Annotated in this window: 16 protein-coding genes; 13 read left to right on the forward strand and 3 right to left on the reverse strand. The window is 55.0% G+C overall.

The window, feature by feature from the left end:
* Window position 1: 1 nt before the first annotated feature.
* Window positions 2–925, forward strand: coding sequence for a Gfo/Idh/MocA family protein (locus tag ACLJRE_RS04625; RefSeq protein WP_001259728.1), 924 nt, complete (start codon window positions 2–4; stop codon window positions 923–925).
* A 303-nt stretch (window positions 926–1228) separates the two neighbouring features.
* On the forward strand, window positions 1229–2764 hold the full coding sequence (gene murJ, locus ACLJRE_RS04630) for a murein biosynthesis integral membrane protein MurJ (protein ID WP_001537775.1): 1536 nt from the start codon (window positions 1229–1231) through the stop codon (window positions 2762–2764).
* An 81-nt stretch (window positions 2765–2845) separates the two neighbouring features.
* Here murJ and flgN read toward each other — a convergent pair whose 3' ends face one another.
* The 3 genes from flgN to flgA form a co-directional block, all read right to left on the reverse strand.
* Window positions 2846–3268, reverse strand: coding sequence for a flagella biosynthesis chaperone FlgN (gene flgN, locus ACLJRE_RS04635; RefSeq protein ID WP_000197547.1), 423 nt, complete (start codon window positions 3266–3268; stop codon window positions 2846–2848).
* Between the two features lie 4 nt (window positions 3269–3272).
* Window positions 3273–3566, reverse strand: a complete 294-nt coding sequence (gene flgM, locus ACLJRE_RS04640; protein ID WP_000020893.1) for a flagellar biosynthesis anti-sigma factor FlgM — start codon at window positions 3564–3566, stop codon at window positions 3273–3275.
* A gap of 91 nt (window positions 3567–3657) precedes the next feature.
* Entirely contained in the window at window positions 3658–4317 is a 660-nt protein-coding gene (gene flgA / locus ACLJRE_RS04645) for a flagellar basal body P-ring formation chaperone FlgA (RefSeq protein ID WP_001194086.1), read from the reverse strand.
* Between the two features lie 156 nt (window positions 4318–4473).
* Between flgA and flgB the strand changes: the two genes are divergently transcribed.
* From flgB to flgL, 11 genes are all read left to right on the forward strand, one after another.
* A complete protein-coding gene (flgB, locus tag ACLJRE_RS04650; protein WP_000887043.1) occupies window positions 4474–4890 on the forward strand; it encodes a flagellar basal body rod protein FlgB in 417 nt (138 codons plus the stop codon).
* Window positions 4891–4893: 3 nt separating this feature from the next.
* Entirely contained in the window at window positions 4894–5298 is a 405-nt protein-coding gene (gene flgC / locus ACLJRE_RS04655; RefSeq protein ID WP_001196448.1) for a flagellar basal body rod protein FlgC, read from the forward strand.
* Window positions 5299–5309: 11 nt separating this feature from the next.
* The gene (gene flgD, locus ACLJRE_RS04660; RefSeq protein ID WP_000020450.1) at window positions 5310–6008 is read left to right on the forward strand and encodes a flagellar hook assembly protein FlgD; all 699 of its coding nucleotides are present in this window, start codon (window positions 5310–5312) and stop codon (window positions 6006–6008) included.
* A gap of 26 nt (window positions 6009–6034) precedes the next feature.
* Window positions 6035–7246: a flagellar hook protein FlgE gene (flgE, locus tag ACLJRE_RS04665; protein WP_000010567.1), complete on the forward strand. Its 1212-nt coding sequence runs from the start codon at window positions 6035–6037 to the stop codon at window positions 7244–7246.
* 20 nt (window positions 7247–7266) lie between these two features.
* Window positions 7267–8022, forward strand: coding sequence for a flagellar basal body rod protein FlgF (locus ACLJRE_RS04670; protein WP_000349278.1), 756 nt, complete (start codon window positions 7267–7269; stop codon window positions 8020–8022).
* A 13-nt stretch (window positions 8023–8035) separates the two neighbouring features.
* Window positions 8036–8818: a flagellar basal-body rod protein FlgG gene (flgG, locus tag ACLJRE_RS04675; protein ID WP_000625851.1), complete on the forward strand. Its 783-nt coding sequence runs from the start codon at window positions 8036–8038 to the stop codon at window positions 8816–8818.
* A 53-nt stretch (window positions 8819–8871) separates the two neighbouring features.
* The gene (gene flgH, locus ACLJRE_RS04680; protein ID WP_001174897.1) at window positions 8872–9570 is read left to right on the forward strand and encodes a flagellar basal body L-ring protein FlgH; all 699 of its coding nucleotides are present in this window, start codon (window positions 8872–8874) and stop codon (window positions 9568–9570) included.
* 11 nt (window positions 9571–9581) lie between these two features.
* Window positions 9582–10679 carry a flagellar basal body P-ring protein FlgI gene (locus ACLJRE_RS04685; protein WP_410957329.1) on the forward strand — a complete coding sequence of 366 codons (1098 nt, stop codon included), beginning with the start codon at window positions 9582–9584 and terminating at the stop codon, window positions 10677–10679.
* The gene (gene flgJ, locus ACLJRE_RS04690) at window positions 10679–11629 is read left to right on the forward strand and encodes a flagellar assembly peptidoglycan hydrolase FlgJ (RefSeq protein ID WP_000578688.1); all 951 of its coding nucleotides are present in this window, start codon (window positions 10679–10681) and stop codon (window positions 11627–11629) included. The genes ACLJRE_RS04685 and flgJ overlap by 1 nt, the downstream gene beginning before the upstream one ends.
* Window positions 11630–11693: 64 nt before the next feature.
* Window positions 11694–13355 (forward strand): flagellar hook-associated protein FlgK, encoded by a 1662-nt coding sequence (gene flgK, locus ACLJRE_RS04695; RefSeq protein ID WP_000096425.1) that lies wholly within the window; start codon window positions 11694–11696, stop codon window positions 13353–13355.
* Between the two features lie 14 nt (window positions 13356–13369).
* Entirely contained in the window at window positions 13370–14323 is a 954-nt protein-coding gene (flgL, locus tag ACLJRE_RS04700; RefSeq protein ID WP_001223032.1) for a flagellar hook-associated protein FlgL, read from the forward strand.
* Window positions 14324–14449 lie beyond the last annotated feature (126 nt).

Here is a 14449-nt window from a genome sequence, read left to right on the forward strand (position 1 = left end):
TGTGAGAACATTACGGATTGGCATTGTCGGATTAGGCGGTATTGCGCAGAAGGCCTGGCTGCCGGTATTAACCAACACCGCCGGATGGACGTTACAGGGCGCCTGGTCTCCTTCGCGGGATAAAGCCTTACGTATCTGCGAAAGCTGGCGCATACCGTATGTGGATTCGCTGGCGAATTTAGCGTCCGGCTGCGATGCGGTCTTCGTCCACTCCAGTACCGCAAGCCATTATGCCGTGGTCAGCGAACTTCTCAATGCCGGCGTCCATGTTTGCGTGGATAAACCGCTGGCGGAAAATCTACGTGATGCCGAACGGCTGGTGGCGCTGGCGGCGCAAAAAAAATTGACGCTGATGGTTGGCTTTAATCGCCGTTTCGCGCCGCTGTACCGCGAACTGAAGACGCGCCTCGGCACTGCGGCGTCACTGCGTATGGATAAACATCGTACCGATAGCGTCGGGCCGCACGACTTACGTTTTACTTTGCTCGATGACTATCTGCATGTCGTGGATACCGCTCTGTGGCTGGCGGGCGGCGAGGCGCGCCTTGCCAGCGGCACGTTGCTCACCAGCGAGTCCGGCGAAATGTGCTATGCGGAACATCATTTTTCCGCCGACAAACTACAAATTACCACCAGTATGCACCGGCGCGCCGGAAGTCAGCGTGAATCGGTCCAGGCCGTCACCGACGGCGGGCTGTATGACGTGACGGATATGCGTGAATGGCGCGAAGAGCGCGGGCAGGGTATTCTCATCAAACCCATTCCGGGTTGGCAAACGACGCTTGAACAGCGTGGTTTTGTCGGATGCGCGCGGCATTTCATTGACTGCGTACAAAATCAGACGGTTCCGGAAACGGCGGGGGAGCAGGCGATTTTGGCCCAGCGCGTCGTGGAGGCGCTGTGGCGGGACGCCATCAGCGAATAATCCTCTGTAACATCTGGCGGTAGTAATTCATCGTAATCCAGGTACTATACCCTCAATAATTCGAGTTGCAGAAAAGCCAACGCACATGCAGCTCGAAGTATGGCGGGTATATATGCCCACTCTACATAATACCTCTTTTCACAGTGAATAATGGCAAACCGTGGGGAGTCTGTAAGGCCTGATAAGACGTTTTAACGTCGTCGTCAGGCGCGGTGATACAGCCGGATACGGCAGAAGTTGCGTTATCCGGTCGATGGATCAGCCATGCAGGAGTTTTACGCCAGGGTCTGGAATACAAAAGAAATGAATTTATTGAAATCGCTGGCTGCCGTCAGCTCGATGACTATGTTTTCACGCGTGTTGGGTTTTGCCCGTGATGCGATTGTCGCCAGAATTTTTGGCGCAGGGATGGCGACCGACGCCTTTTTTGTGGCGTTTAAACTCCCTAATTTACTACGCCGGATCTTTGCCGAAGGCGCTTTTTCTCAGGCCTTTGTGCCTATCCTGGCGGAATATAAGAGCAAGCAGGGTGAAGAAGCGACGCGGATCTTTGTCGCTTACGTTTCCGGCCTGTTGACGCTGGCATTGGCCGTCGTGACGGTGGCCGGTATGCTGGCCGCCCCGTGGGTGATTATGGTAACCGCGCCGGGTTTTGCCGATACTGCGGATAAATTCGCGCTGACGACGCAACTGCTGCGGATTACGTTTCCCTATATTCTGCTGATCTCGCTGGCTTCACTGGTTGGCGCCATTCTCAACACCTGGAATCGCTTCTCCATTCCCGCTTTTGCGCCGACATTTCTTAATATCAGCATGATCGGTTTTGCATTATTCGCCGCGCCATACTTTAATCCGCCGGTGCTGGCGTTAGCCTGGGCAGTCACCGTCGGCGGCGTGCTGCAACTGGTGTATCAACTTCCGTATTTGAAAAAGATCGGTATGCTGGTGCTGCCGCGCATTAACTTTCGCGACACCGGGGCGATGCGGGTGGTCAAACAGATGGGGCCGGCGATTTTGGGCGTTTCCGTCAGTCAGATCTCCCTTATCATCAATACCATTTTCGCCTCGTTTCTGGCCTCCGGCTCGGTCTCATGGATGTACTATGCCGATCGGTTGATGGAGTTCCCGTCCGGCGTGCTGGGCGTGGCATTGGGGACCATCCTGTTGCCGTCATTGTCGAAAAGCTTTGCCAGCGGCAATCATGATGAGTACTGCCGCCTGATGGACTGGGGGCTGCGTTTGTGCTTTTTACTGGCGTTGCCGAGCGCGGTAGCGTTAGGCATTCTGGCGAAGCCGCTGACGGTCTCGCTGTTTCAGTACGGTAAATTCACCGCCTTTGATGCGGCGATGACGCAGCGGGCGTTAATCGCCTATTCGGTGGGGCTGATTGGCTTGATCGTCGTAAAAGTGCTGGCCCCGGGCTTCTATTCTCGCCAGGATATTAAAACGCCGGTGAAAATCGCCATCGTGACGTTAATCATGACGCAGTTAATGAACCTGGCGTTTATTGGACCGCTGAAACACGCCGGACTGTCGCTCTCTATTGGTCTGGCGGCATGTCTCAATGCGTCGCTGCTGTACTGGCAACTGCGCAAACAGAATATCTTTACGCCACAACCGGGCTGGATGTGGTTCCTGATGCGTCTGATCATTTCCGTACTGGTGATGGCCGCCGTATTGTTCGGCGTGTTGCATATTATGCCGGAGTGGTCGCAAGGGTCGATGCTATGGCGTTTGCTACGTTTGATGGCGGTAGTGATCGCGGGTATCGCGGCCTATTTCGCCGCGCTTGCCGTGCTGGGCTTTAAAGTGAAAGAGTTTGTTCGCCGGACGGCGTAAATTCAGTGCCTGATAGCGCTGTGCTATCAGGCCTACAAGGCATTCAGGCCGGAAAGGCGCAACGTCGCCATCCGGCAATGATTAGATAGAAATTTTTTTACCGCCGCGGTGAGAGACGGAAGTCTGACCGTCAGCCCCGTACAAGGTCGGCTCCTGGTGAGGTTTCAGCACCTCCAGCGCCTGTTGATTACGCTCGATTTGCCCTTCCAGCAGCCAGCCGTTGTGCTGGTTGAGGTCGCGAAGATGCTGCGTTTTTTCGGTAATCGCCTGCCAGCGCTCTGCAATGTCATCGTTTGCGCTACGCTGCGCGTTCTGTTCCAGACGGCGCTGTTGTTCCAGATAATCCAGCGTCGCCAGCAACGAGCTTTTTTCTTCTGTAATACGCTGTAGCTGGCTGCCGTTAATCTGGCCTACGGAAAGCTGTTGTTGCTCGGCGTCCATCACCGTCTTCAGGTCATTCAGGACGGTGGTCATCTGGTCAAGTATTTCTGACAAACGAGTCATACGCTTATTTACTCTGTAAGTAGCTCTGCGCCTCGCGAATGAGCGAGTCTGCTATTTTTCCCGTATCCATTTTTAACTCACCGTTACGGATAGCTGTTTTTAATGCTTCGACGCGTTCCATATTAATGTCGCTGACGCCTGGCTGCATGAGCTTCGCTTGCGCGTCGCTTAACGTTACGCTGGCGCTCGTCGCGGCGGACGTTTTTTCCTGACGCGTTTTTTGTACCGGCGTATCGCTGGTTTCGCGCGTCTGGACAGTGCTAACGGGTTTCAAAGGTGAGGTACGGTCAATGCTCATTTATTTATCCTCATCGAGGGTTACGTTGTAGCGGCCAGCTACCATCATGGTTGAATATCTCATCGGCAGCCGCGACAAAATCTTTACACAATTATAGGTTAATAAGAATATTCCCATCAGAATCGACGGTTCCACTCACGATTTGACCCGATGTCATGCGCACGCGCGCATTTTGCGCGACGGCGGCATTATTCATCGCCTGACCTTCCGCATTGACGCTAAACCCCTCGCCATTGGCGATAACCTGTACTCGTTGCCCCGCTTTGACGCGCCAGGCCTGACGTATCATCGTAAGCTGTACCGGCTGCCCGGGAGCGAGATCGCGCAAACTGACGGCATCCTGAATCTGACGGATATCCAGTACCGTCCGCGGCGGTAACTGATCCAGCCTGCCACGTTTTAGCGTGACGTTGGCCGGCGTCAATTTTCCGCCGCGCGCGACGGGCGCGGCAACGGCGACATAATTGCCGGTCGCTTGCACATTCACCTGCAAATAACGTTTTTCATTGGCGCAGCGCGCCACCACATTGACGTTGCCCCACAGCTTCGCGCTGCCCGTCATGCTGAAGGCTGGCTGCTCGCAGCTCGGCAGCAGATTAGGCGATGAACGGAGCGTGACAACCACCTCATCGCTGAAGCCAGCCAGACGCTGGGAAAACCACGTGGTCAATTGGGCGTTGATGTCCTGCGCCATTGTCAGGGGGCTGAACAGCAAAGCCGCCACGGCGAATCCTCGTTTTAACGTTTGCATGGTACTTCCCCCTGGTTGATGTCATGACAGGATTCTACCCGTGTGAAGCAAGCATCAACGCAATAAATAGCGACGCATTTTGCGTTTATTCCGTCGATAACGCGCGCGTGAAGGCATTTAAACTGTCGGCTGAATTTTGCCATTTGCGGAGGAGATATGCTCGACAGGCTCGATGCCGCCTTACGATTTCAGCAGGAAGCGCTAAATCTGCGCGCGCAACGTCAGGAAATATTAGCGGCGAATATCGCCAATGCCGATACGCCGGGGTATCAGGCGCGCGATATTGATTTTGCCAGTGAGTTAAAAAAGGTGATGGTGCGTGGACGGGAAGAAACCGGCGGCGTCGCGTTAACGTTGACTTCCTCTCACCATATTCCCGCTCAGGCGGTCTCTTCTCCCGCAGTGGATCTGCTTTACCGCGTACCCGATCAGCCTTCTTTGGATGGTAACACCGTAGATATGGACAGGGAACGTACGCAGTTTGCGGATAACAGTCTCAAATATCAGATGGGGCTTACCGTTCTGGGTAGCCAACTCAAAGGCATGATGAATGTGCTACAGGGAGGAAACTAATTCGTGGCGCTGTTAAACATTTTTGATATTGCCGGATCGGCGCTTGCCGCGCAGTCCAAGCGGTTGAACGTTGCGGCCAGTAACCTGGCGAATGCGGATAGCGTCACCGGCCCGGACGGACAGCCTTATCGCGCCAAACAGGTGGTTTTTCAGGTGGACGCCGCGCCGGGTCAAGCCACTGGCGGGGTAAAGGTCGCCAGCGTGATTGAAAGTCAGGCACCGGAAAAGCTGGTTTATGAGCCAGGCAATCCGCTGGCGGACGCTAATGGTTACGTCAAAATGCCCAACGTCGATGTGGTCGGCGAAATGGTTAACACGATGTCAGCCTCGCGCAGCTATCAGGCAAATATCGAAGTCCTGAATACCGTAAAAAGCATGATGCTTAAAACGCTGACATTAGGCCAGTAAAGGAGGCGCGTATGTCTATTGCCGTAAATATGAATGACCCGACCAACACGGGCGTCAAAACGACGACCGGCAGCGGGTCGATGACCGGAAGCAACGCTGCCGATCTGCAAAGCAGTTTCCTGACCTTACTGGTCGCGCAATTGAAGAACCAGGACCCGACTAACCCATTACAAAATAATGAGTTAACGACACAGTTGGCGCAAATCAGTACCGTGAGCGGCATTGAAAAACTGAATACGACGCTGGGGGCTATTTCCGGGCAAATCGATAATAGTCAGTCCCTACAGGCGACCACGCTGATTGGGCATGGCGTTATGGTGCCTGGCACCACAATTCTGGCGGGTAAAGGCGCGGAAGAAGGGGCCGTGACGTCCACGACGCCGTTTGGCGTGGAATTGCAACAGCCTGCGGACAAAGTGACGGCAACCATTACCGATAAAGATGGCCGGGTGGTACGGACGCTGGAGATCGGTGAGTTGCGAGCCGGGGTACACACCTTTACCTGGGATGGTAAGCAAACGGACGGAACAACGGTACCGAATGGTTCTTACAACATTGCGATTACCGCCAGCAATGGCGGGACGCAACTGGTGGCGCAGCCGCTGCAATTCGCTCTGGTACAGGGCGTGACGAAGGGCAGTAACGGCAACCTGTTGGATCTGGGTACCTACGGCACCACCACACTCGACGAAGTTCGGCAAATAATCTAAGCCCTTACACTTATCAGGAGTCAGTCATGTCTTTTTCTCAAGCGGTTAGCGGCCTGAACGCTGCGGCCACCAACCTTGATGTTATCGGTAATAACATCGCCAACTCCGCCACCTATGGCTTTAAGTCCGGTACGGCATCATTTGCCGATATGTTTGCCGGTTCCAAAGTGGGGCTGGGCGTAAAAGTGGCGGGGATTACCCAGGATTTTACCGACGGTACGACAACGAACACCGGGCGCGGGCTGGATGTCGCGATTAGCCAGAACGGTTTTTTCCGCCTGGTAGACAGCAACGGCTCCGTGTTCTATAGCCGCAACGGCCAGTTCAAACTGGACGAGAACCGTAACCTGGTCAATATGCAGGGGATGCAGTTGACCGGCTATCCGGCCACCGGTACGCCGCCGACCATTCAGCAGGGGGCGAATCCTGCGCCGATCACCATTCCGAACACGCTGATGGCGGCGAAATCGACCACCACCGCGTCAATGCAGATCAACCTGAACTCGACGGACCCTGTGCCGTCTAAAACGCCCTTTAGCGTGAGTGATGCGGATTCGTATAACAAAAAAGGCACCGTCACCGTTTATGACAGCCAGGGTAATGCCCATGACATGAACGTCTATTTTGTGAAAACCAAAGATAATGAATGGGCCGTGTACACCCATGACAGCAGCGATCCTGCAGCCACAGCGCCAACAACGGCGTCCACTACGCTGAAATTCAATGAAAACGGGATTCTGGAGTCTGGCGGTACGGTGAACATCACCACCGGTACGATTAATGGCGCGACAGCGGCCACCTTCTCCCTCAGCTTCCTTAACTCCATGCAGCAGAACACCGGGGCTAACAACATCGTCGCCACCAATCAAAACGGCTATAAGCCTGGCGACCTGGTGAGCTACCAGATTAACAACGATGGCACCGTAGTTGGCAACTATTCCAACGAGCAGGAGCAGGTGCTGGGGCAGATTGTGCTGGCTAACTTCGCCAACAACGAAGGTCTGGCATCCCAGGGCGATAACGTCTGGGCGGCGACGCAGGCCTCCGGGGTAGCGCTGCTGGGGACTGCCGGTTCCGGCAACTTCGGTAAGCTGACGAACGGCGCGCTGGAAGCCTCTAACGTGGATTTGAGTAAAGAGCTGGTGAATATGATCGTCGCGCAGCGTAACTACCAGTCGAATGCGCAGACCATCAAAACCCAGGACCAGATCCTCAATACGCTGGTTAACCTGCGCTAAGCGCCTGACGGGATAGCTTAATGGATCACGCAATTTATACCGCTATGGGGGCGGCCAGCCAGACGCTTAACCAGCAGGCGGTAACGGCCAGCAACCTGGCTAATGCCTCAACGCCGGGCTTTCGCGCGCAGCTTAACGCGTTACGCGCGGTGCCCGTTGATGGCCTCTCTTTAGCAACGCGCACGCTGGTTACGGCGTCGACGCCGGGGGCGGATATGACCCCGGGTCAGTTGGACTACACCTCCCGTCCGCTGGATGTCGCGTTACAGCAGGACGGCTGGCTGGTAGTGCAAGCGGCGGATGGCGCTGAAGGATATACCCGTAACGGGAATATCCAGGTGGGTCCGACCGGGCAGTTAACCATTCAGGGACATCCGGTTATCGGCGAAGGCGGCCCGATTACCGTTCCTGAAGGGTCGGAAATCACCATTGCGGCAGACGGCACGATCTCCGCGCTCAATCCCGGCGACCCGCCAAACACGGTGGCGCCCGTTGGGCGACTGAAGCTGGTCAAAGCGGAAGGCAATGAGGTGCAGCGGAGCGATGACGGTTTATTCCGCCTTACCGCCGAGGCACAGGCTGAACGCGGGGCGGTACTGGCCGCCGACCCGTCAATTCGCATTATGTCGGGCGTGCTGGAGGGCAGTAACGTCAAGCCGGTTGAAGCCATGACCGACATGATCGCCAACGCACGTCGTTTTGAAATGCAGATGAAGGTTATCACCAGCGTAGATGAGAACGAAGGGCGAGCTAACCAACTGCTGTCGATGAGTTAATACAGGACATTTTATGATCAGTTCATTATGGATCGCCAAAACCGGTCTGGACGCGCAGCAAACCAATATGGATGTGATTGCCAATAACCTGGCAAACGTCAGCACCAATGGTTTTAAGCGTCAGCGCGCGGTATTTGAAGATCTGTTGTATCAGACCATCCGCCAGCCGGGCGCGCAGTCGTCCGAGCAGACGACGCTGCCTTCCGGGCTGCAAATCGGTACCGGCGTACGTCCGGTCGCCACGGAGCGCCTGCACAGTCAGGGGAACCTGTCGCAGACCAACAACAGTAAAGATGTGGCGATTAAAGGGCAGGGCTTTTTCCAGGTCATGCTGCCGGACGGTACGTCTGCCTATACCCGCGACGGCTCTTTCCAGGTGGATCAGAATGGTCAACTGGTGACGGCGGGCGGTTTTCAGGTGCAGCCGGCAATCACCATTCCGGCCAACGCGTTAAGCATCACGATTGGCCGCGACGGCGTGGTCAGCGTGACCCAGCAGGGGCAGGCCGCGCCGGTTCAGGTCGGGCAGCTTAACCTGACCACCTTTATGAACGACACCGGGCTGGAAAGCATCGGCGAGAACCTCTATATCGAAACGCAATCGTCCGGCGCGCCGAACGAAAGCACGCCGGGGCTCAACGGCGCGGGGTTGTTGTATCAAGGGTATGTCGAAACGTCGAACGTTAACGTGGCGGAAGAGCTGGTGAACATGATTCAGGTTCAACGCGCCTATGAAATTAACAGTAAAGCAGTATCGACGACCGATCAGATGCTGCAGAAACTGACGCAACTCTAAGGGGCCGCCGGTGGGGATACGCCACCGGCTCCCTGATTTTGAAGATGAAGGTAATGCAAAAATACGCGCTTCACGCTTACCCAGTTATGGCCCTGATGGTCGCGACGCTGACAGGATGCGCCTGGATACCCGCTAAACCGCTCGTGCAGGGGGCGACCACGGCGCAGCCGATACCTGGCCCGGTACCGGTGGCGAATGGCTCCATATTTCAGTCTGCGCAGCCGATTAATTATGGCTATCAGCCGCTTTTTGAAGATCGTCGACCGCGTAATATCGGCGATACGCTCACGATTGTGTTACAGGAAAACGTCAGCGCCAGTAAAAGCTCGTCGGCAAATGCCAGTCGCGACGGCAAAACCAGTTTTGGTTTTGATACGGTACCGCGTTATCTGCAGGGATTATTCGGTAATTCCCGCGCGGATATGGAGGCCTCCGGCGGCAACTCTTTTAACGGCAAAGGCGGCGCGAATGCCAGCAATACTTTTAGCGGCACGCTGACCGTGACCGTCGATCAGGTTCTGGCCAATGGCAATTTACACGTCGTGGGGGAAAAACAGATCGCGATTAATCAGGGAACGGAATTCATCCGCTTCTCCGGCGTGGTAAATCCACGCACCATCAGCGGCAGCAACTCCGTTCCCTCGACACAGGTGGCGGATGCGCGGATTGAATATGTCGGGAACGGCTATATTAACGAAGCGCAAAATATGGGCTGGCTGCAACGTTTCTTCCTTAATTTGTCGCCGATGTAAGCGAGGTGTATGTGTTTAAAGCTCTTGCAGGAATCGTTCTGGCACTGGTTGCCACTCTGGCGCACGCCGAGCGTATCCGGGATCTGACCAGTGTCCAGGGAGTACGGGAAAACTCGCTGATCGGTTACGGGCTGGTGGTCGGGCTGGACGGTACGGGCGACCAGACGACTCAGACGCCATTTACCACCCAGACGCTGAATAACATGCTGTCACAACTGGGGATTACGGTCCCCACCGGCACCAACATGCAGTTGAAAAACGTGGCGGCGGTGATGGTGACGGCGTCGTATCCGCCTTTTGCGCGACAGGGACAAACGATCGATGTCGTCGTTTCCTCAATGGGGAACGCTAAAAGTCTGCGTGGCGGGACGTTATTAATGACGCCGTTAAAAGGGGTGGACAGCCAGGTGTATGCTCTGGCGCAGGGCAATATTCTGGTCGGCGGCGCGGGCGTTTCCGCAGGCGGCAGTAGCGTGCAGGTTAACCAGCTTAATGGCGGGCGCATCACTAATGGCGCGATTATCGAACGTGAGTTGCCGACTCAGTTCGGCGCTGGCAACACCATTAATCTGCAATTGAACGACGAAGATTTTACGATGGCGCAGCAAATTACCGACGCCATCAACCGCGCCCGCGGTTACGGCAGCGCCACTGCGCTTGATGCGCGAACGGTACAGGTACGCGTGCCCAGCGGCAACAGCTCGCAGGTGCGTTTTCTGGCGGACATTCAAAATATGGAGGTCAACGTGACGCCGCAGGATGCAAAAGTTGTGATCAACTCGCGTACCGGTTCGGTGGTCATGAATCGGGAAGTCACGCTGGATAGCTGCGCTGTGGCGCAGGGCAATTTGTCAGTGACAGTCAATCGCCAGCTCAACGTCAACCAGCCGAATACGCCATTTGGCGGCGGGCAGACCGTGGTGACGCCACAGACTCAGATAGATTTGCGTCAGAGCGGCGGATCGCTACAGAGCGTGCGTTCCAGCGCCAATCTGAACAGCGTAGTGCGTGCGCTGAATGCGCTTGGCGCGACGCCGATGGACCTGATGTCGATTTTGCAGTCCATGCAGAGCGCGGGCTGTCTACGCGCCAAACTGGAAATCATCTGATGATCGGAGACGGTAAATTGCTGGCCAGCGCGGCCTGGGATGCGCAATCTCTGAACGAACTGAAAGCGAAAGCGGGCCAGGACCCGGCGGCGAATATCCGTCCTGTGGCCCGTCAGGTGGAAGGGATGTTTGTGCAGATGATGCTGAAAAGTATGCGTGAGGCTTTACCCAAAGATGGTTTATTCAGCAGCGATCAGACGCGTCTGTATACCAGCATGTATGACCAGCAGATCGCCCAGCAGATGACCGCCGGTAAGGGATTGGGGCTGGCGGATATGATGGTTAAACAGATGACGGGCGGGCAGACGATGCCTGCGGATGACGCGCCGCAAGTACCGCTTAAATTCTCCCTGGAGACGGTAAACAGCTATCAAAATCAGGCGCTGACCCAACTGGTGCGCAAAGCCATCCCGAAAACGCCGGACAGCAGCGATGTGCCGCTCTCCGGCGACAGTAAAGACTTTCTGGCCCGGCTTTCGCTCCCGGCGAGGCTGGCCAGCGAACAAAGCGGGGTGCCGCATCACCTGATTCTGGCGCAGGCGGCGCTGGAGTCGGGCTGGGGGCAACGGCAAATCCTGCGGGAGAATGGCGAACCCAGCTATAACGTATTTGGCGTGAAAGCGACCGCCAGTTGGAAAGGGCCGGTGACGGAAATCACCACCACTGAATACGAAAATGGCGAAGCGAAAAAAGTGAAAGCGAAATTCCGCGTCTATAGCTCGTATCTGGAGGCGTTATCGGATTATGTCGCGCTGTTAACGCGTAACCCACGCTACGCTGCCGTGACCACTGCCGCCACGGCAGAGCAGGGCGCAGTGGCTCTGCAAAACGCCGGATACGCCACTGACCCGAATTACGCGCGTAAATTGACCAGCATGATTCAGCAGTTGAAAGCGATGAGTGAAAAGGTCAGCAAAACCTACAGCGCGAATCTCGACAATCTCTTTTAAATTGCTCAAGTCCACGTAGTCGCTGCCGATAACAACGAGTATTGAAGGATTAAAAGGAACCATCATGTCCAGCTTGATTAATCACGCCATGAGCGGACTTAACGCCGCGCAGGCCGCGTTAAATACGGTCAGTAATAACATCAACAATTATAACGTTGCGGGTTATACCCGGCAGACAACTATTCTGGCGCAGGCAAACAGTACGTTAGGGGCTGGCGGCTGGATAGGTAATGGCGTTTACGTTTCAGGCGTACAGCGCGAATATGATGCGTTTATCACTAATCAGCTACGCGGCGCGCAAAATCAGAGCAGCGGCTTAACCACGCGCTATGAACAAATGTCGAAAATCGACAACCTGCTGGCCGATAAATCCAGCTCACTGTCTGGTTCGTTGCAGAGTTTTTTTACCAGCCTGCAAACGTTAGTCAGTAACGCGGAAGATCCTGCGGCGCGTCAGGCGCTGATTGGTAAAGCGGAAGGGCTGGTAAACCAGTTCAAAACCACCGATCAGTATCTGCGCGATCAGGATAAACAGGTCAATATCGCGATTGGCTCCAGCGTGGCGCAAATCAACAATTACGCGAAGCAGATAGCTAACCTGAACGATCAAATCTCCCGTATGACGGGCGTAGGCGCGGGCGCATCGCCGAACGACCTGCTCGATCAGCGTGATCAGTTGGTCAGCGAGCTTAACAAGATCGTTGGCGTCGAGGTGAGTGTACAGGACGGCGGCACCTATAACCTGACGATGGCCAATGGCTATACGCTGGTGCAGGGGTCGACGGCGCGTCAGTTGGCGGCGGTTCCCTCCAGCGCCGACCCGACGCGAACGACTGTCGCTTATGTCGATGAGGCCGCCGGTAACATCGAAATTCCGGAAAAGTTGCTGAACACCGGTTCGCTCGGCGGGCTACTGACGTTCCGTTCTCAGGATCTGGATCAGACTCGTAATACGCTGGGCCAGTTGGCGTTGGCGTTTGCCGATGCGTTTAACGCGCAGCATACCAAAGGTTATGACGCCGACGGCAATAAAGGGAAAGACTTCTTTAGCATTGGCTCGCCGGTGGTATATAGCAACAGTAATAATGCCGATAAAACGGTATCGCTAACCGCTAAGGTGGTCGACAGCACGAAGGTTCAGGCGACGGATTATAAGATTGTTTTTGACGGTACAGACTGGCAGGTTACTCGCACTGCGGATAACACTACCTTCACGGCGACAAAAGATGCTGACGGAAAACTGGAGATTGACGGTCTGAAAGTGACGGTAGGAACCGGCGCACAGAAAAACGACAGTTTTCTTCTCAAGCCGGTCAGCAATGCTATCGTCGACATGAACGTTAAAGTGACAAATGAAGCCGAGATTGCGATGGCGTCTGAGTCAAAACTCGATCCTGATGTGGATACCGGCGACAGCGATAACCGCAATGGTCAGGCATTGCTGGACTTACAAAACAGCAATGTAGTGGGCGGCAACAAAACCTTTAACGATGCTTACGCCACGTTGGTCAGCGATGTGGGTAACAAAACGTCAACGCTGAAAACCAGCAGCACCACGCAGGCGAATGTGGTTAAACAGCTTTATAAACAGCAACAGTCGGTTTCCGGCGTTAACCTCGACGAAGAGTACGGCAATTTGCAGCGTTATCAGCAGTATTATCTGGCGAATGCGCAAGTATTGCAGACCGCGAATGCGCTGTTTGATGCGTTACTGAATATTCGCTAAAGGAGAAGGATGACATGCGTATCAGTACCCAGATGATGTACGAACAAAATATGAGCGGCATCACTAATTCTCAGGCCGAATGGATGAAGCTGGGCGAGCAGATGTCTACCGGTAAGCGCGTTACCAACCCATCTGACGATCCGATCGCCGCGTCGCAGGCGGTAGTACTCTCTCAGGCGCAGGCGCAGAATAGCCAGTACGCCCTGGCGCGTACGTTTGCCACCCAAAAAGTGTCGCTGGAAGAAAGCGTACTCAGTCAGGTGACGACGGCGATTCAAACCGCGCAGGAAAAAATCGTCTATGCCGGAAACGGCACGTTAAGCGACGATGACCGCGCGTCGCTGGCGACGGATTTACAGGGGATCCGCGATCAGCTGATGAACCTGGCAAACAGCACTGACGGCAATGGTCGCTATATCTTTGCCGGGTATAAAACGGAAGCGGCGCCATTCGACCAGGCGACAGGTGGTTATCATGGCGGCGAGAAAAGTGTTACCCAGCAGGTGGATTCCGCACGCACGATGGTAATTGGTCATACGGGAGCGCAAATTTTTAATAGCATCACCAGCAATGCGGTACCGGAACCGGATGGCTCGGACTCCGAAAAGAATCTGTTTGTCATGCTCGATACGGCAATTGCCGCGCTCAAGACCCCGGTGGAAGGCAATGACGTGGAAAAAGAAAAGGCCGCTGCCGCCATTGATAAAACCAATCGCGGCTTAAAAAATTCGCTCAATAACGTCCTGACCGTTCGTGCGGAACTGGGAACGCAACTGAGCGAACTCAGTACGCTGGATTCACTGGGAAGCGACCGTGCGCTGGGACAAAAGCTGCAGATGAGCAACCTGGTAGATGTGGACTGGAACTCGGTCATCTCCTCCTACGTAATGCAACAGGCGGCATTACAGGCGTCCTATAAAACGTTTACCGACATGCAGGGAATGTCGCTTTTCCAGTTGAACCGGTAACACCTCTTTTTGAAACATATCACGAAACTGGATATGTTTTGTCTGCCCGCGCCATCCACCCCGGCGCGGGCATTTTTTTAGTCGTCATTGAGTTAGTGGTCATATTGTCGCGCCCGTAGCGACGCC

The sequence above is a fragment of the Salmonella sp. SAL04157 genome, from assembly GCF_046551635.1.
Classification (GTDB): Bacteria; Pseudomonadota; Gammaproteobacteria; order Enterobacterales; family Enterobacteriaceae; genus Salmonella; species Salmonella enterica.

What these genes read in the sequence shown, in the direction of transcription:
- murJ (WP_001537775.1), top strand. Translation starts at nt 1,229, where the DNA reads ATGAATTTATTGAAATCGCTGGCTGCCGTCAGCTCGATGACTATGTTT.
- flgK (WP_000096425.1), top strand. Translation starts at nt 11,694, where the DNA reads ATGTCCAGCTTGATTAATCACGCCATGAGCGGACTTAACGCCGCGCAG.
- ACLJRE_RS04670 (WP_000349278.1), top strand. Translation starts at nt 7,267, where the DNA reads ATGGATCACGCAATTTATACCGCTATGGGGGCGGCCAGCCAGACGCTT.
- flgE (WP_000010567.1), top strand. Translation starts at nt 6,035, where the DNA reads ATGTCTTTTTCTCAAGCGGTTAGCGGCCTGAACGCTGCGGCCACCAAC.
- flgM (WP_000020893.1), bottom strand. Translation starts at nt 3,566, where the DNA reads ATGAGCATTGACCGTACCTCACCTTTGAAACCCGTTAGCACTGTCCAG.
- flgL (WP_001223032.1), top strand. Translation starts at nt 13,370, where the DNA reads ATGCGTATCAGTACCCAGATGATGTACGAACAAAATATGAGCGGCATC.
- flgN (WP_000197547.1), bottom strand. Translation starts at nt 3,268, where the DNA reads ATGACTCGTTTGTCAGAAATACTTGACCAGATGACCACCGTCCTGAAT.
- flgG (WP_000625851.1), top strand. Translation starts at nt 8,036, where the DNA reads ATGATCAGTTCATTATGGATCGCCAAAACCGGTCTGGACGCGCAGCAA.
- flgB (WP_000887043.1), top strand. Translation starts at nt 4,474, where the DNA reads ATGCTCGACAGGCTCGATGCCGCCTTACGATTTCAGCAGGAAGCGCTA.
- flgD (WP_000020450.1), top strand. Translation starts at nt 5,310, where the DNA reads ATGTCTATTGCCGTAAATATGAATGACCCGACCAACACGGGCGTCAAA.
- flgH (WP_001174897.1), top strand. Translation starts at nt 8,872, where the DNA reads ATGCAAAAATACGCGCTTCACGCTTACCCAGTTATGGCCCTGATGGTC.
- flgA (WP_001194086.1), bottom strand. Translation starts at nt 4,317, where the DNA reads ATGCAAACGTTAAAACGAGGATTCGCCGTGGCGGCTTTGCTGTTCAGC.
- flgJ (WP_000578688.1), top strand. Translation starts at nt 10,679, where the DNA reads ATGATCGGAGACGGTAAATTGCTGGCCAGCGCGGCCTGGGATGCGCAA.